We start from the raw sequence: 15,987 nt of genomic DNA on the forward strand, positions 1-15,987 counted from the left end.
TAAACATGAACTTTAAGTGCTATTGCACAGGCTGGTCCCTCGTGGCCGGTCTGGCGGCAAGCGTACTGGCATTGCCAAGCTTCGCTGCCGCATTGACACTCGATGAAGCGTTGCGGCTGGCCGTAAACAATGCACCGTCACTGACCGCACAAGACGCCAAAATTCAGGCTGCCAGCAGCGCAGCTATTCCGGCCGGTGAGCTACCTGACCCCAAGCTGCTGCTGGGTGTGCAGAATTACCCCATCGGCGGTCCGGATCGCTGGAGCATTGACCAGGACTTCATGACCATGCAAATGGTCGGGGTCAGGCAAGAGATGCCCAACAGCGACAAGCGCAAAGCACGGATTGAGATCGCCGATGCGGCCGTTGATCGCGCTGCTGCGGAGCGTCGAGTCGAACGTCTGAAGGTACGCCAGTCCACGGCGTTAGCTTGGATCAGTAGCTACTCGATTGAGCGCAAAGATGCGCTGTTCCAGGACTTCTACAAAGAAAACCGCCTGCTGAGCGATATCGTCCGGGCCCAGATTGCCGGTGGCCGCGCTCAACCCGCCGACGCGGTAACACCTAAGCAAGAAGCAGCACAACTGGCGGGGCAACAGGACGATCTGATTCTCCAGAGAGCGCAGGCCCGGGCAGCCCTCAAACGCTGGATTGGCTCCGCCGCCAACAACAAGCCTGTGGGTAGCTTGCCAGAATGGCCCGTCGATGCCTCAAGCTACTTCCATAAACTGCAACACCACCCTGAGTTGGCAGCGTTTGCGCCGATGACCCGAGAGGCGCAAGCCAAGGTTCATGAAGCCGTGTCGGAGAAACAGTCGGACTGGAGCTGGGAACTGGATTACCAGCGCCGAGGCCGGGAGTTTGGCGATATGGTCAGCGTGCAATTTTCCTGGGACCTGCCGCTGTTTCCTGACTCCCGCCAAAACCCCAAAATTGCAGCCAAACAGGCTGAACTCAGTCAGCTTGAGGCCGAGCGCGAAGCGCTGTCACGTGAGCATACCCAGCAACTGGAAAACGAACTGGCTGACTATGAGCGCCTGAATCGCGCCGTGCGTCGCAACCAGGAAAGTCTGTTGCCGCTGGCCAAGGAAAAGGTCGAACTCAGCATGGCCAGTTATCGCTCGGGCAAAGGCGATTTATACGCTGTTGTTGCCGCCCGCCGTGAACTCATCGAAGCCCGCCTCAAACAGATCGACGTCGAAGAGCAGCGAGCACTGACCAGTGCGCGTCTGTATTTTGCTTATGGGGAGTTCAGCCAATGATCGGTAAAAAATGGACCGGGTCATTGCTGGTAGGCATCTCGCTGGCATTGGGTGTTGCTGGTGGTTACTGGTTCGCTCACCAGCGCATGAGCAAAGAACCCAATACCGCCCCGAAGCAGAGCCTCAATTCACCGGACGACCGCAAGGCTCTGTATTGGTACGACCCTATGTACCCGCAACAAAAGTTCGACAAGCCGGGTAAGTCCCCCTTCATGGACATGCAACTAGTCCCTCAGTACGCCAGCAGCGCAGGGAACCGGGCGGCCGTCAGTATCGATCCAAGTCTCACCCAAAACCTCGGACTGCGTTTTGCGACAGTTACCCGTGGGATCTTTGATTCCAGCCTCGACGTGACCGGTGCCTTGACGTTCAACGAACGTGATGTCGCGGTGATTCAGGCCCGCACCACTGGCTTTGTGGAGCGGGTCTATGCCCATGCTCCCGGTGATGTGCTCAAAGCCAATGCGGCGTTGGCGGATATCCTGGTGCCGGAGTGGGCCGCTGCTCAGACAGAGTTTCTTGCCCTGAGGCGCAACGGTGATGCTGACCTGTTGGCTGCGGCGCGTCAGCGTCTGCGGCTCACAGGGATGCCGGCAGCACTGATTACTCAGGTGGAGCGTGGCGGCAAGGTTCAGCCGTACCTGACTCTGACCAGTCCCATTGCCGGTGTGCTGCAAGAGCTGAACGTACGCGCGGGTATGACCGTGGCGACCGGCGACACCCTGGCACGTGTCAATGGCTTGAGTAGTGTCTGGTTAGCCGTGGCTGTTCCAGAATCGGATGCCGGATCGATCACCGTGGGACAGGCGGTCGAAGCGCGTCTGCCGGCCTTCCCAGGGACAATGCTTAATGGCAAGGTCAGCGCGATTTTGCCCGAGACCAATCCGGACAGCCGCACCCTTCGTGTGCGGGTGGAACTACCCAATCCGGACGGGCGCCTCAGGCCGGGTTTGACGGCGCAGGTCCGCCTGAACCGCTCGACCGGGCAAAGTGTGTTGTGGGTTCCGAGCGAGGCCGTCATTCGCACTGGCCGACGTGCCTTGGTGATGCTCGCCGAAGATGCGGGTCGCTACAGTCCCGTGGAAGTGCAACTCGGGCAGGAAAGCGATGGCAAGACGGCGATATTGAAAGGTCTGGAAGAAGGACAGAAGGTGGTTACCTCTGGCCAGTTCCTGCTCGATTCGGAGGCCAGTCTAAAGGGCATTGTTGCCCGCTCAGAGGAAGAGTCACCACCCCGTGTAGCAGCCTCCAGCTTTCATGAAGCAGATGGGCAGATCGTTGAGATCAACGATAAAGAAGTCACACTTGCCCATGGCCCCTTCAAGACGCTGGGCATGCCGGGTATGACGATGACGTTCCCACTCGCTAGTCCGGCGCTGATGCAGGGCCTCAAAACGGGCGATAAGGTTCGGATTGCGGTGAGCCAGACCGATGATGGTTTGCGTGTTGAGCGTCTGGATAAATCGGGGAGCCAGCCATGATCGCTGCCCTGATTCGTTGGTCAGTGGCCAACCGATTCCTGGTGCTACTGGCGACGCTGTTTGTCACAGCTTGGGGCATTTGGTCGGTGCGGAGCACGCCCATCGATGCGCTGCCGGATCTCTCCGATGTTCAGGTGATCATCCGTACTCCTTATCCGGGACAAGCGCCGCAGATTGTCGAGAACCAAGTGACCTATCCGTTGTCCACCACCATGCTCTCAGTGCCGGGCGCCAAGACTGTGCGTGGTTATTCCTTCTTCGGTGACAGCTTCGTTTACGTGCTGTTCGAGGACGGCACAGACTTGTATTGGGCCCGCTCGCGGGTGTTGGAATACCTGAGTCAGATACAAAGTCGGTTGCCTTCCAGTGCCAAGCCGGCGTTGGGGCCGGATGCAACTGGAGTGGGTTGGATCTTTCAGTACGCACTGGTGGATCGCAGTGGCGGACACGATTTGGCACAGCTTCGCGCACTTCAGGACTGGTTCCTCAAGTTCGAACTCAAGACCCTGCCAAACGTTGCGGAAGTGGCCACCGTGGGCGGCATGGTCAAGCAGTACCAGGTGCAGCTCGATCCGCTCAAATTGGCCAGCCTCGGTATCACTCAGGCTGAGGTGACTGAAGCTATCGGCAAGGCCAACCAGGAAACCGGTGGTGCCGTGCTGGAGATGGCAGAGACCGAATTCATCGTGCGTGCTTCCGGATACCTGAAGACGCTCAATGACTTTCGGGCGATCCCACTCAAGCTGGGTTCGGGCGGTGTACCGGTAACCCTTGGCGATGTCGCCACGATTCAGTTGGGACCGGAAATGCGGCGTGGCATTACTGAACTCGACGGCGAAGGCGAGACCGTCGGCGGCGTGGTGATTTTGCGCAGCGGCAAGAATGCTCGCGAGACCATTGCAGCGGTCAAGACCAAGCTCGACGAACTGAAAAGCAGTCTGCCGGCTGGTGTGGAAATCGTCACCACCTACGACCGCAGTAAGCTGATCGACCGCGCCGTGGAAAACCTCAGCCACAAGCTCATCGAAGAGTTCATCGTTGTCGCGCTGGTCTGCGGGATCTTTCTCTGGCACCTGCGCTCATCCCTGGTGGCGATCATTTCGCTGCCGGTGGGGGTGCTGATTGCCTTCATCGTCATGCGCTACCAGGGCATCAACGCCAACATCATGTCCTTGGGCGGGATAGCCATCGCCATCGGCGCCATGGTCGATGCGGCCGTAGTGATGATCGAGAACGCCCACAAGAAGATTGAGGCTTGGCACGCGGCCAATCCGGGGGAAGAACTGAAAGGTGAGCGTCATTGGCACGTGATGACCGAAGCGGCCGCAGAGGTTGGCCCGGCGCTGTTCTTCTGTTTGTTGATCATCACCCTGTCGTTCATTCCGGTGTTCACGCTGGAAGCTCAGGAGGGACGGCTGTTCGGTCCTTTGGCCTTCACCAAGACCTACGCCATGGCCGCAGCGGCGGGATTGTCAGTGACCTTGGTGCCGGTGCTGATGGGCTACTGGATTCGAGGGCGCATCCCCAGTGAACAACAGAACCCGTTGAACCGGTGGTTGATTCGGATTTATCAGCCAGCCCTGGACGCAGTCTTGCGTCGACCAAAGATCACGCTGCTGGTGGCGCTATTGGTTTTTGTCAGTGCGCTATGGCCAATGTCTCAACTGGGTGGCGAGTTTCTCCCCCCGCTGGACGAGGGTGACCTGCTCTATATGCCTTCTGCTCTGCCGGGATTATCGGCGCAGAAAGCCGCGCAACTGCTGCAACAGACTGACCGCCTGATCAAGACCGTTCCAGAGGTCGAACATGTCTTCGGTAAAGCGGGGCGTGCTGAAACCGCCACCGACCCGGCACCATTGGAAATGTTCGAAACCACGATCCAGTTCAAACCACATGAGCAGTGGCGTCCAGGCATGACCCCGGAAAAGTTGGTGGAAGAACTGGATCGAGTGGTACGAGTCCCTGGGCTGACGAACATCTGGATACCACCGATTCGCAACCGTATCGACATGCTTGCCACGGGGATCAAGAGTCCTATCGGAGTAAAAGTTGCCGGCACCAACCTATCGGAGATCGATGCCGCGACTCAGGCCGTCGAGCGAGTGGCCAAGGGCGTGCCCGGTGTCAGTTCGGCTCTGGCCGAGCGACTGACCGGTGGCCGCTATATCGATGTGGATATCGACCGCAAAGCCGCCGCCCGCTACGGACTGAACATCGCCGATGTGCAATCCATTGTGGCCGGCGCTATCGGCGGTGAAAACGTCGGCGAGACCATTGAAGGGCTCGCACGCTTCCCGATCAACGTACGTTACCCACGGGAATGGCGTGACTCACTCGGCGCCCTGGAGCAATTGCCGATCTATACCCCTCTGGGGAGCCAGATCACCCTCGGCACCGTGGCGAAGGTCAAGGTCACGGACGGTCCACCGATGCTCAAGAGCGAGAACGCAAGACCTTCAGGCTGGGTGTATATCGACGTGCGTGGCCGGGACATTGCCTCGGTAGTCGCCGATCTACGCCAGGTCGTCAATGCACAGGTCAAGTTGCAGCCCGGCATGAGCCTGAGTTATTCAGGGCAGTTCGAGTTTCTCGAAAGGGCCAACGCACGACTTAAACTAGTGGTGCCTGCCACGCTGTTGATCATCTTCGTGTTGCTCTACCTGACTTTTGCTCGCTTCGATGAGGCCCTGCTGATCATGGCCACTCTGCCATTCGCACTGACTGGCGGAGCATGGTTCCTCTATCTGTTGGGATTCAACCTGTCAGTCGCCACCGGGGTCGGTTTTATCGCACTGGCCGGAGTGTCTGCCGAATTTGGCGTGATTATGCTGCTCTACCTGAAGAACGCTTGGGCCGAACGTGAAGACCTCGGCGACAACACTGAGCGCGGGCTCGTTGAGGCCATTCGAGAAGGCGCCGTGCAGCGTGTTCGACCCAAAGCCATGACCGTGGCCGTGATCATTGCCGGCCTTCTACCCATTTTGTTAGGCAGCGGTACTGGTAGCGAAGTGATGAGCCGCATCGCCGCGCCGATGGTCGGCGGCATGATCACGGCACCCTTGCTTTCCCTGTTTGTCATTCCGGCAGCCTATCGCCTGATGCGTCGCCGGCACCTCTCATCTGAACCCGTCAACCCTCAAGGAAAAGTCGTATGAAACTGACCCTGATTGCAGTTGCAAGCACCCTATTCACGTTATCTCTTTCGGCGCACGCAGAGGATATGCCTGGCATGAAAATGGACGAAATGGAGGGCATGCAGATGAAGCAGGAAACAAAGCAGGCTCCAGTCGCTACCGCCGACGGAACGATTAAGGCTATCGATTCTACGAAGCATACGGTGACTATCTCTCACGGCGCTGTTCCAGCTGTTCAATGGCCACCGATGACCATGGGTTTTTCTGCAACGGAAGAACAGCTAACAGGGCTGACGACGGGAGATCGCGTGACATTTTCGTTTCGGCTAGAGGGCGGCAAAGCCACAATTGTGACCATCAAAAAGTAAAACAGCAGCGGCGTAAATGACCGTCACGTTTTGCCGTACCGGTCATTTCCAATACATCTGCTTGTCGGAAAAATCGATACGTCAGTGATGTTGCTCGCGGGGAAGGTGCAGATGACCGTGAGAAAGAGCAAGGCTCCAGTTTGGGAGAACGAAAGAGGCTCAACCTCAAATGTAAAGCTGAACACGTAAAGAAGTGGGGGCTAAATGGAAAGCATGAGCAAAGAACCAAACTAGAAAACCGCTAACTCATTGATTTAAATGGTGTCCCAGGGCAGGTTCGAACTGCCAGCCTTCCCCTTAGGAGGGGGATGCTCTATCCAATTGAGCTACTGAGACACAAATCGCCCGCAAGGAATGCAGTGCGATGGACGGCGTGCATGTTAACGGGCAGGCCTGCTTTTGTCATGTCGTCCGTAGTGCTTTTTAAGTGTAGGCAGACGCCCCTCATCACCGTGGCTTAATTTACCGTGCAAATTGCACCCTCTCAAAATCCCACCATTGCAATTTGCAACGACGGCCTCTTTAAATAATAAGTTAATTCTTTGTTTTTAAAGGATTTAATAGCCGTTAGACTCTTGGCACGCGGGCTGCTTTAGCTGTTCTCACGAACAACCGAGGCCAGCCTCATGAACAGCGTCCTTTTACTCTCGAATGCGATCGCGCTTACCGTTCTGCTCGGTTCTCATTTTGCTCCCGAGAATGGCGCTGTGCAGGTTGCGCAACGGATGCCCCATTACCTCCAGCTGCAAAAAGCCCCGCAATTGGCCGTCATGAACGATCAGCGCGGCTTTGTTGGCCAGGATGCAAGTCAGCACAATTACCCGCTGGTGTCGCAGTCTTCGGAACGCTTGGTATTTTGAATCACCCTATCAGGAGCACAGCATGTCCAAATCAGCCGCAGGATTTTTGATCCTTGCCCTATTGAGCGGCATTGTTCATTTGTCATGGGTCCCGGATGCGGTCGCCACCCCGCCCCTGATTGCCTGCGGCGTTTTCGGCGCGCTGTTCGTGCTGGCGCTGATTGTCGGGCGCAAAATCAAATTCGATCCGGTTTTACGCTGAGCTTCAGCACATTCAGAAGATGTTCAACGGTGACAGCAAGTTCGCCAGAGTTGTCGAGTTGATGGATGTTCGTGTCACCGAGTGAGTCGTCAGCCACAAATAGCCCGTTACGGCGCAATCTCGCTTCGATTTCCTCAACGCTCTCACGGCCACGTCGCAGCAAGCGCTCGCGCAACACTTCATCCTTGACCGTCAACAGCACCGGCAACAGCGTGGGATAGCGTTGTAGCGCCTGCGCGAGGTGGCCCCGAGAACCGTTGACCAACACATGACGGCCGTCCTTCAGCCAATGGTCGATCTGGATCGGAATACCGTAATCCAGGCCATTGGCGTGCCACGACATCGCGAAGTCACCCTTGTCTCGACGTTGCGCGAATTCCTCGGGGGAAACTCCGATGGCGTCTTCGCCCACGGATTCGGCGGAACGCGTGATGACACGTCGCACCACTTCGCCGCTCATGGAGCGTAAAGGTAGTCGTGCCGCTTCGATGAGACTGTCCTTGCCGGATCCGGAAGGCCCCATCAAGTAAATCAACCTGCCATCCATCCTGAATCATCCCTCATTGCGGGTCCGCCCCTAGTAAATCGGCCATTTGCCACTATCCTGTATAAGGTAAGGACCAAAGATCGAATCCGCATAGCATGCACCTTCAGGCGTCTACGGGCATCTCCTGACGGACAGAGAACGCGGTCAGCGATACGGATGTGGGGAAAAGTTTTCAAACCAGTCCTCATTTCTGAAAATTGTGCTGGCATAACGCCTTTACCCGGCTCAATATTTGTCACAGAATTGACGCCAATGATATGGCTGCTTTGAGGCATGATGCGAGCCTCTATCAATTCAGGTTGAACATTTGGCCAGAGACCTTGTCGTATCAGACATCCTGCGGCCAATCCCGAGAACCGCTCCCCTGAACTAACCGGTTAAATATATGCGCCCATTGAAACAGGCAATTTATTCCAGCCGTACGGCTGACAAGTTCGTCGTACGTCTGCCAGACGGAATGCGTGAACGCATTGCCGAGGTGGCTCGCAATCATCATCGCAGCATGAACTCCGAAATCATTGCGCGCCTTGAGCAGAGTCTTATTCAGGAAGGTGCACTGGGCGAAGAATTGAGCATGCGCCTGGACAGCCCGGAGCTGTCATTGCACGAACGTGAACTGCTGCAGCGCTTCCGCCAACTCTCCCACCGTCAGCAAAATGCTCTTGTTTCGCTGATTGCCCATGACGCCGAAATGGCCGCAGACGCTTCCTGATTCAACCCGAACGCTCAAGCCAGCATAATCGCTGGCTTTTTTTTGCCTGAAATTTGCCAATAAAAAACCCGCCAATTGGGCGGGTTAGTTGCTCTTGTAGGAGCCAGGCTTGCCGGCGAAGGCGTGCTTGAGATCGCCTTCGCCGGCAAGCCAGGCTCCTACAGTGTCGTTTTTACCAATCGATTAGCGGGTTTCAGTTGGAAATCAGAGCAGGAAAATCGTCGCCAGCCCGAGGAAGATGAAGAACCCGCCGCTGTCGGTCATGGCGGTGATCATCACACTGGCCCCCATCGCAGGGTCGCGTCCAAGCCGCGCCAGGGTCATCGGAATCAAAACACCCATCAACGCCGCAAGCAGCAGGTTAAGCGTCATCGCAGCGGTCATCACCACGCCCAGGGACCAACTGCCATAAAGCAGATAGGCCACGACGCCAATCACGCCGCCCCAGACCAAGCCATTGATCAAACCGACGGCCAGTTCTTTGCGCATCAGTCGTGACGTATTGCCGGTGCTTACCTGGTCCAGAGCCATGGCTCGAACGATCATGGTGATGGTCTGGTTGCCGGAGTTGCCACCAATACCGGCCACGATCGGCATCAATGCCGCCAGCGCAACCAGTTTTTCGATGGAGCCTTCGAACAGGCCGATCACCCGGGATGCGATGAATGCGGTGATCAGGTTGACCGCCAGCCAGGCCCAACGGTTACGCAGGGATTTCCAGACGGAGGCGAAAATGTCTTCTTCTTCACGCAGACCCGCCATGTTGAGAACTTCGTTCTCGCTCTCTTCACGAATCAGGTCGACCATTTCATCGATGGTCAGGCGGCCGATCAGCTTACCGTTCTTGTCGACCACAGGCGCCGAGATCAAGTCGTAACGCTCGAAGGCCTGAGCGGCGTCGTAAGCGTCCTCGTCCGGGTGAAAACTCACCGGGTCGCTAGCCATGACTTCCGAAACCTGTTTTTCCGGGTCGTTGACCAGCAAACGCTTGATTGGCAGCACGCCCTTGAGCACGCCGTCGTAGTCGACCACAAACAGTTTGTCGGTGTGGCCCGGCAGCTCCTTGAGACGACGCAGGTAACGCAGAACGACTTCGAGACTGACATCCTCACGGATGGTCACCATCTCAAAGTCCATCAGCGCACCGACCTGCTCCTCGTCATAGGACAACGCGGAGCGCACGCGCTCACGCTGTTGACCATCGAGGGTTTCCATCAGCTCGTGGACGACGTCTCGCGGCAGCTCGGAAGCCAGGTCAGCAAGTTCGTCGGCGTCCATGTCCTTGGCCGCCGCCAGGAGCTCATGATCGTCCATGTCGGCGATCAGGGTTTCACGAACCGAGTCGGATACTTCGAGGAGGATGTCGCCGTCGCGATCAGCCTTGACCAATTGCCAGAGCGTCAGACGATCGTCCAGCGGCAAGGCTTCAAGAATGTAGGCAACGTCGGCGGAGTGCAGATCATCAAGCTTGCGTTGCAGCTCGACGAGGTTTTGCCGGTGAACCAGGTTCTCGACCCGTTCGTGATGCGGACCTTCCTGACGATGAGTCAGGTCTTCGACCACCCGCTGGCGTTGCAGCAGCTCAACGACTTGAGCGAGGCGGTCCTGCAAGCTTTCCTGCGTTTTCTTTACTTCAACTTCAGACATAGGCGAACTCCACTCCCAGCAGCGGGGCACGCCGGAAGGATCAATCAGTCAATTCATGATTGGAAAAACGGGATACTGAGTAACTACTGGGTAAGTCCATGGAGGTATTCCACAAGCCCCGGCGGGGCTGACGGGCGCAATGATACACCGCCCGACGGTTTTAAACGTTAAAAAATCGTGGCTGAAACAAGCGGTTGCAAGACAAAGCCGAGTGCAGTCCTGATCTCTCCAACTGCGACGACTCATTCTGAAAAGAAAACACACCCCCGTCGAAAAATGTAGCGGCTACCCTGACATGGACCGTCATGGAGGACGTTTGATGCCATCGATTACTGTTTATTTTTTACTGCTTGGCCTGCTCTGCCTTTCGCCCCGGCTGCATGCAGCCACCATTCACCGCTGCGAAGCACCCGACGGCCGCCTCACCTTCACGACCTTGAGCTGCACGGACGATGAAAGTCTCTCTCTCCAGGATGTGCGCACCTTCATGCCCGGCAACCCGGTAGCGCTCATGCCGGAGGCTAACGCCCGGGAAACACCCGTAATGAAAATCAAAAGGAAGGAGCCAACCGTTGTCGGCCAGTCTGAGGACAAGTGTGGAAACCTGATGACTGCCAAGGAACGTCGCGAAGCAATCATCAATCAACGGATAGTCGCCGGCATGACACAACAGGACGTCGAGAGTGCTCTGGGCAAGCCCGACAAGATCAGTATCAGGAATTCAGCAACGAGCTACCGCTACGACATCAAGCGAGGTCGTAGCGCACACGTCGAGTTCGATGAGAAAGGATGTACCAAGGGAAAAGCCAAATCCCAGACGGCAAAAAGCCCGCGTTAAACGCGGGCTTTTTGGTGTTTGGTGCACTCGACAGGATTCGAACCTGTGACCGCTCGGTTCGTAGCCGAGTACTCTATCCAGCTGAGCTACGAGTGCATTTGTGTTTTTATACCAGATCACAACTGGCTGAAGCCAAGTCATTCACATTACTGCAAACAACTCTTAAATGGTGCACTCGACAGGATTCGAACCTGTGACCGCTCGGTTCGTAGCCGAGTACTCTATCCAGCTGAGCTACGAGTGCATTTGTTGCCGCGCATTATAGGCCGTCTAATCTCTATGTAAAGCACTTTTTCTAGTAATTTCAAACACTTACCGAAAAAGCCAGATTACAACGTACTACGCAAATAATGGCGGAGAACGGGGGATTCGAACCCCCGACACCCTTTTGAGGTGTACTCCCTTAGCAGGGGAGCGCCTTCGGCCACTCGGCCAGCTCTCCGCAACACGGGGCGTATATTAACCAGCTTCTTCCCCGTTTGCAAACATAAAAAACGATAAAAATTAATGGCTTGGTTCGTCGTCCTTCTCTTTCTTGATCCGCAAGTAGATTTCCTCGCGGTGAACCGCAACCTCTTTAGGTGCGTTAACGCCAATACGCACTTGATTTCCTTTGACGCCGAGCACGGTCACGGTGATTTCGCCATCACCAATAATCAGGCTTTCTGCGCACCGACGAGTCAGAATCAGCATACCTTTCTCCTCACGCATTTCATTTCAGGGACAACAGTCTGCAAAAAAAAGGCACTCGACCTACAACCGGAACGATCGCAACCCTACATGCCTGAGTATTGACCAGCGCGAGCAAAAGAACAGTTCCTGGGTCGCGCTATTCAAAAAAGACAAAGGGCGCGGTCAGACCGCGCCCTTTGGCAAACGCATCACTCGCCCGTTCGGGCCGGTGCGTCCAGTTCGAAAGCCGTGTGCAGAGCGCGCACAGCCAGCTCCAGATACTTCTCTTCGATCACAACGGAGACTTTGATTTCCGACGTCGAGATCATCTGGATGTTGATGCTTTCTTTCGCCAGGGATTCGAACATGCGGCTGGCCACGCCTGCGTGGGAACGCATGCCGACGCCGACGATCGAGACCTTGGCGATCTTGATGTCACCCACCACTTCACGGGCACCGATCTCGCGAGCGGTGTTTTCCAGCACGGTTTGTGCGGCCTGGAAGTCATTGCGGTGCACGGTGAAGGTGAAGTCGGTGGTGTTATCGTGCGCAACGTTCTGCACGATCATGTCGACTTCGATGTTCGCGGCACTGATCGGGCCAAGAATCTTGAATGCAACGCCCGGGGTGTCTGGCACGCCACGGATGGTCAGCTTGGCTTCATCGCGATTGAAAGCGATGCCGGAAATGATCGGCTGTTCCATGGTTTCCTCTTCATCAATAGTAATGAGGGTGCCCGGACCCTCCTTGAAGCTGTGCAGTACGCGCAGCGGAACGTTGTACTTGCCGGCGAATTCCACCGCACGGATCTGCAATACCTTGGAACCGAGGCTGGCCATTTCCAGCATCTCTTCAAAGGTAATCTTGTCCAGGCGCTGAGCCACGGACACCACACGCGGGTCGGTGGTGTAGACGCCATCGACATCGGTGTAGATCTGGCATTCATCAGCCTTCAAGGCTGCTGCCAGCGCCACGCCGGTGGTGTCGGAACCGCCACGACCGAGGGTGGTGATGTTGCCGTGCTCGTCGACGCCCTGGAAACCGGCGACAACCACCACACGACCTGCCTTCAGATCACCGCGAATCTTCTGGTCATCAATCTGCAAGATACGCGCTTTATTGTGCGCGCTGTCCGTCAGAATCCGCACCTGATTACCGGTGTAGGACACCGCTGGCACGCCGCGCTTGATCAGCGCCATGGCCAACAGCGCAATCGTCACCTGCTCACCGGTGGAGACGATCACATCCAGCTCACGAGGAACCGGTTGGCCGTCGCCACTGATTTGCTTGGCCAGATCGATCAGACGGTTGGTTTCGCCGCTCATTGCAGACAGCACAACCACCAGGTCATCGCCGGCATCGCGGAATTTCTTAACCTTGTCGGCGACCTGCTCGATTCTCTCGACAGTGCCGACTGAGGTGCCTCCAAATTTCTGTACGATCAAAGCCATTTCAAAGCCGCCTCTGCCCATGAAGGGCGCCCAAAATAATCACTCAAACAGCGTTCTGGCCCGCCACTAGACTGCGGGCCGGACACTCTGCCTTATAAACCCTGCTCTACAAATGGAACAGTCAGGGCCAGTGCCGCATCCAGTGCGCCTGCGTCAGTACCACCGCCTTGCGCCATGTCTGGACGACCACCGCCCTTCCCGCCTACTGCCGCAGCGGCTTGCTTCATCAAATCACCGGCTTTGAGTTGGCCAGTCAGGTCTTTGGTTACGCCTGCAACCAGAACGACCTTTTCCTCATGGACACTGCCGAGCAGGATCACTGCGCGGCCGAGTTTGTTTTTCAGCTGATCGACCAGCGCCAGCAGCGCCTTGCCGTCCTGACCGTCCAGACGCACGGCCAGCACTTTTACGCCTTTGACGTCTAGCGCGGAAGCCGACAGATCGTCGCCCGCCGCGCTGGCAGCCTTGGCCTGCAACTGCTCGAGTTGCTTCTCCAGCAGACGGTTGCGCTCCAGCACAGCCGACAGCTTGTCGATCAGGTTGTCGCGGCTGCCCTTGACCAGGTTGGCCGCTTCCTTGAGTTGTTCTTCTGCAGCGTTCAAGTAAGCCAGTGCCGCGGCACCGGTGACTGCTTCGATACGACGCACACCAGAGGCCACACCGCCTTCGCTGATGATTTTCAGCAGGCCGATGTCCCCGGTACGGTTGGCGTGGATGCCACCGCACAGCTCGACGGAGAAATCACCGCCCATGCTCAGCACTCGCACGTTGTCGCCGTACTTCTCGCCAAACAGCGCCATGGCGCCTTTTTGCTTGGCGGTTTCGATGTCGGTTTCTTCGGTTTCAACCGCGGAGTTCTTGCGAATCTCGGTGTTGACGATGTCTTCCAGGGCCTTCAGTTGCTCAGGCTTGATGGCTTCGAAGTGGCTGAAGTCAAAGCGCAGGCGCTGACTGTCGACCAACGAGCCTTTCTGCTGAACGTGATCGCCCAGCACCTGACGCAACGCGGCGTGCAGCAAGTGAGTCGCCGAGTGGTTCAGCGAGGTCGCATGGCGCACGTCGGCTTCAACGTGGGTTTCAACCGGCGAGCCGATGGTCAGGTTACCCGATGCCAACACGCCGTGGTGCAGGAACGCGCCGCCGGTCTTGGTGGTGTCACGCACGTCGAAACGACCGTTGCTCGATTGCAGATAACCGCAATCGCCGATCTGGCCGCCGGATTCAGCGTAGAACGGCGTCTGATCGAGAACGACCACGCCTTCTTCGCCTTCACTCAATACGTCGACCGACTGGCCTTCTTTATAGAGGGCGACAATTTTCGCCGAACCGCTGGTGGCCTTGTAGCCAGTGAACTCGGTGGCCACGTCAACCTTGACCAGCGTGTTGTAGTCCAGACCGAACGAGCTGGCCGAACGCGCGCGAACACGCTGGGCTTCCATCTCACGCTCGAAACCGGCTTCGTCGACGGTCAGGTTGCGCTCGCGAGCGATGTCCGCAGTCAGGTCCATCGGAAAACCATAGGTGTCGTAGAGCTTGAACACCACGTCGCCCGGCACCACAGTGCCTTTGAGTTCCAGCAGGTCCTGCTCGAGAATCTTCAGGCCATGCTCCAACGTCTTGGAGAACTGCTCTTCTTCGGCCTTGAGCACGCGCTCGATGTTGCTCTGCTGCTTCTTGAGCTCCGGGAAAGCTTCGCCCATCTCGGCGACCAGCGCCGCGACGATTTTGTAGAAGAAGCTGCCGGTTGCGCCCAGCTTGTTGCCGTGGCGGCAAGCGCGACGAATGATCCGGCGCAATACGTAGCCGCGCCCCTCGTTGGACGGCAGCACGCCGTCGGCAATCAGGAAACCGCACGAACGAATGTGGTCGGAAACAACCTTGAGCGAAGACTGATCGCCATTGCTGCAACCGATAGCCTCGGCCGACGCGCTCAGCAGATTCTTGAACAGGTCGATTTCATAGTTCGAATGCACGTGCTGCATCACCGCACTGATCCGCTCCAGGCCCATGCCGGTATCCACCGACGGCGCTGGCAACGGATGCAACACGCCGTCGGCGGTGCGGTTGAACTGCATGAACACGTTGTTCCAGATCTCGATGTAACGGTCGCCGTCTTCTTCCGGCGAACCCGGTGGGCCGCCCCAGATGTGGTCGCCGTGATCGTAGAAAATCTCGGTGCATGGTCCGCACGGGCCGGTATCGCCCATGGTCCAGAAGTTGTCGGACGCGTAAGGCGCGCCTTTGTTGTCGCCGATGCGGATCATGCGCTCGGCTGGCACACCGATTTGCTGGGTCCAGATGTCATACGCTTCGTCGTCGGAGGCGTAGACAGTGACCCAGAGTTTTTCCTTCGGCAGTTTCAGAACGCCGGTCAGGAACGTCCAGGCGAAGGTAATCGCATCGTGCTTGAAATAGTCACCGAAGCTGAAGTTACCGAGCATTTCAAAAAATGTGTGGTGACGAGCGGTATAACCGACGTTTTCCAGGTCACTGTTCTTGCCACCGGCGCGCACGCATTTCTGGCTGCTGGTCGCACGGGTGTAGGCACGTTTTTCCTGGCCCAGGAAGCAGTCCTTGAACTGGTTCATCCCCGCGTTAGTGAACAGCAGGGTTGGGTCGTTGCCCGGAATCAAAGAGCTGGAGGCTACACGGGTGTGGCCTTGCTCTTCGAAGAAGCGAAGGAAGGCTTCACGGATTTCTGCGCTTTTCATTAGGTTCTTCCACGGAGGCTGCGGCCAAAGGCCTGTGCGAAACGTCAACAGACGAAGCGACGGCAAAGGGCCGCATTATATCGGCCCAGCGCGCGGGGTACA

The 15,987-nt window shown here is 57.0% G+C and carries 13 protein-coding genes and 4 tRNA genes; 8 read left to right on the forward strand and 9 right to left on the reverse strand.

Annotation, left to right across the window (positions count from 1 at the left end; translation table 11 throughout):
* The first annotated feature begins 5 nt into the window (after positions 1–5).
* The 4 genes from ACYZTM_RS07475 to ACYZTM_RS07490 are packed head-to-tail and all read left to right on the forward strand — an operon-like array spanning position 6 to position 6,245.
* On the forward strand, positions 6–1,262 hold the full coding sequence (locus ACYZTM_RS07475) for a TolC family protein (protein ID WP_131059674.1): 1,257 nt from the start codon (positions 6–8) through the stop codon (positions 1,260–1,262).
* A complete protein-coding gene (locus tag ACYZTM_RS07480; protein ID WP_131059675.1) occupies positions 1,259–2,743 on the forward strand; it encodes an efflux RND transporter periplasmic adaptor subunit in 1,485 nt (494 codons plus the stop codon). The genes ACYZTM_RS07475 and ACYZTM_RS07480 overlap by 4 nt, the downstream gene beginning before the upstream one ends.
* A complete protein-coding gene (locus tag ACYZTM_RS07485) occupies positions 2,740–5,898 on the forward strand; it encodes an efflux RND transporter permease subunit (RefSeq protein ID WP_131059676.1) in 3,159 nt (1,052 codons plus the stop codon). Before ACYZTM_RS07480 ends, ACYZTM_RS07485 begins: the two co-directional genes overlap by 4 nt.
* Positions 5,895–6,245, forward strand: a complete 351-nt coding sequence (locus tag ACYZTM_RS07490; RefSeq protein ID WP_131059677.1) for a copper-binding protein — start codon at positions 5,895–5,897, stop codon at positions 6,243–6,245. The genes ACYZTM_RS07485 and ACYZTM_RS07490 overlap by 4 nt, the downstream gene beginning before the upstream one ends.
* Positions 6,246–6,504: 259 nt before the next feature.
* Here the strand turns inward: ACYZTM_RS07490 and ACYZTM_RS07495 are convergent.
* Positions 6,505–6,581, reverse strand: a tRNA-Arg gene (locus ACYZTM_RS07495).
* Between the two features lie 290 nt (positions 6,582–6,871).
* Between ACYZTM_RS07495 and ACYZTM_RS07500 the strand changes: the two genes are divergently transcribed.
* Positions 6,872–7,105 (forward strand): hypothetical protein, encoded by a 234-nt coding sequence (locus ACYZTM_RS07500; protein ID WP_461987919.1) that lies wholly within the window; start codon positions 6,872–6,874, stop codon positions 7,103–7,105.
* Between the two features lie 22 nt (positions 7,106–7,127).
* Entirely contained in the window at positions 7,128–7,307 is a 180-nt protein-coding gene (locus ACYZTM_RS07505; protein WP_131059679.1) for a PA3371 family protein, read from the forward strand.
* On the opposite strand, the gene phnN is transcribed toward ACYZTM_RS07505, so the two are convergent.
* Complete coding sequence (gene phnN, locus ACYZTM_RS07510) at positions 7,282–7,854, reverse strand: phosphonate metabolism protein/1,5-bisphosphokinase (PRPP-forming) PhnN (protein WP_461987921.1); 573 nt, start codon at positions 7,852–7,854, stop codon at positions 7,282–7,284. The two genes, ACYZTM_RS07505 and phnN, sit on opposite strands and share 26 nt — an antisense overlap.
* A gap of 385 nt (positions 7,855–8,239) precedes the next feature.
* Between phnN and ACYZTM_RS07515 the strand changes: the two genes are divergently transcribed.
* Complete coding sequence (locus tag ACYZTM_RS07515; RefSeq protein ID WP_003178899.1) at positions 8,240–8,566, forward strand: Arc family DNA-binding protein; 327 nt, start codon at positions 8,240–8,242, stop codon at positions 8,564–8,566.
* 204 nt (positions 8,567–8,770) lie between these two features.
* Here ACYZTM_RS07515 and mgtE read toward each other — a convergent pair whose 3' ends face one another.
* Positions 8,771–10,213 carry a magnesium transporter gene (gene mgtE / locus ACYZTM_RS07520; protein ID WP_131059681.1) on the reverse strand — a complete coding sequence of 481 codons (1,443 nt, stop codon included), beginning with the start codon at positions 10,211–10,213 and terminating at the stop codon, positions 8,771–8,773.
* A 319-nt stretch (positions 10,214–10,532) separates the two neighbouring features.
* Here mgtE and ACYZTM_RS07525 point away from each other — a divergent pair, with 319 nt between their 5' ends.
* Positions 10,533–11,051, forward strand: a complete 519-nt coding sequence (locus tag ACYZTM_RS07525) for a cell envelope protein SmpA (RefSeq protein ID WP_131059682.1) — start codon at positions 10,533–10,535, stop codon at positions 11,049–11,051.
* Between the two features lie 19 nt (positions 11,052–11,070).
* On the opposite strand, the gene ACYZTM_RS07530 is transcribed toward ACYZTM_RS07525, so the two are convergent.
* The 6 genes from ACYZTM_RS07530 to alaS form a co-directional block, all read right to left on the reverse strand.
* Positions 11,071–11,147 (reverse strand) — tRNA-Arg (locus ACYZTM_RS07530).
* Between the two features lie 71 nt (positions 11,148–11,218).
* Positions 11,219–11,295: transfer RNA gene (locus tag ACYZTM_RS07535), tRNA-Arg, on the reverse strand.
* Positions 11,296–11,402: 107 nt separating this feature from the next.
* A tRNA-Ser gene (locus ACYZTM_RS07540) sits at positions 11,403–11,493 on the reverse strand.
* A gap of 62 nt (positions 11,494–11,555) precedes the next feature.
* Positions 11,556–11,744: a carbon storage regulator CsrA gene (csrA, locus tag ACYZTM_RS07545; RefSeq protein ID WP_003178872.1), complete on the reverse strand. Its 189-nt coding sequence runs from the start codon at positions 11,742–11,744 to the stop codon at positions 11,556–11,558.
* Positions 11,745–11,932: 188 nt separating this feature from the next.
* Positions 11,933–13,174: an aspartate kinase gene (locus ACYZTM_RS07550; protein WP_008033100.1), complete on the reverse strand. Its 1,242-nt coding sequence runs from the start codon at positions 13,172–13,174 to the stop codon at positions 11,933–11,935.
* Positions 13,175–13,266: 92 nt separating this feature from the next.
* Positions 13,267–15,885: an alanine--tRNA ligase gene (alaS, locus tag ACYZTM_RS07555; RefSeq protein WP_461987923.1), complete on the reverse strand. Its 2,619-nt coding sequence runs from the start codon at positions 15,883–15,885 to the stop codon at positions 13,267–13,269.
* Positions 15,886–15,987: the final 102 nt, after the last annotated feature.

It is taken from the genome of Pseudomonas sp. MDT2-39-1 (assembly GCF_054898085.1).

Bases quoted from the DNA above. Each gene is read 5' to 3' on its own strand.
- ACYZTM_RS07475 (WP_131059674.1), top strand. From the start codon at position 6: ATGAACTTTAAGTGCTATTGCACAGGCTGGTCCCTCGTGGCCGGTCTG.
- ACYZTM_RS07480 (WP_131059675.1), top strand. From the start codon at position 1,259: ATGATCGGTAAAAAATGGACCGGGTCATTGCTGGTAGGCATCTCGCTG.
- ACYZTM_RS07485 (WP_131059676.1), top strand. From the start codon at position 2,740: ATGATCGCTGCCCTGATTCGTTGGTCAGTGGCCAACCGATTCCTGGTG.
- ACYZTM_RS07490 (WP_131059677.1), top strand. From the start codon at position 5,895: ATGAAACTGACCCTGATTGCAGTTGCAAGCACCCTATTCACGTTATCT.
- ACYZTM_RS07500 (WP_461987919.1), top strand. From the start codon at position 6,872: ATGAACAGCGTCCTTTTACTCTCGAATGCGATCGCGCTTACCGTTCTG.
- ACYZTM_RS07505 (WP_131059679.1), top strand. From the start codon at position 7,128: ATGTCCAAATCAGCCGCAGGATTTTTGATCCTTGCCCTATTGAGCGGC.
- phnN (WP_461987921.1), bottom strand. From the start codon at position 7,854: ATGGATGGCAGGTTGATTTACTTGATGGGGCCTTCCGGATCCGGCAAG.
- ACYZTM_RS07515 (WP_003178899.1), top strand. From the start codon at position 8,240: ATGCGCCCATTGAAACAGGCAATTTATTCCAGCCGTACGGCTGACAAG.
- mgtE (WP_131059681.1), bottom strand. From the start codon at position 10,213: ATGTCTGAAGTTGAAGTAAAGAAAACGCAGGAAAGCTTGCAGGACCGC.
- ACYZTM_RS07525 (WP_131059682.1), top strand. From the start codon at position 10,533: ATGCCATCGATTACTGTTTATTTTTTACTGCTTGGCCTGCTCTGCCTT.
- csrA (WP_003178872.1), bottom strand. From the start codon at position 11,744: ATGCTGATTCTGACTCGTCGGTGCGCAGAAAGCCTGATTATTGGTGAT.
- ACYZTM_RS07550 (WP_008033100.1), bottom strand. From the start codon at position 13,174: ATGGCTTTGATCGTACAGAAATTTGGAGGCACCTCAGTCGGCACTGTC.
- alaS (WP_461987923.1), bottom strand. From the start codon at position 15,885: ATGAAAAGCGCAGAAATCCGTGAAGCCTTCCTTCGCTTCTTCGAAGAG.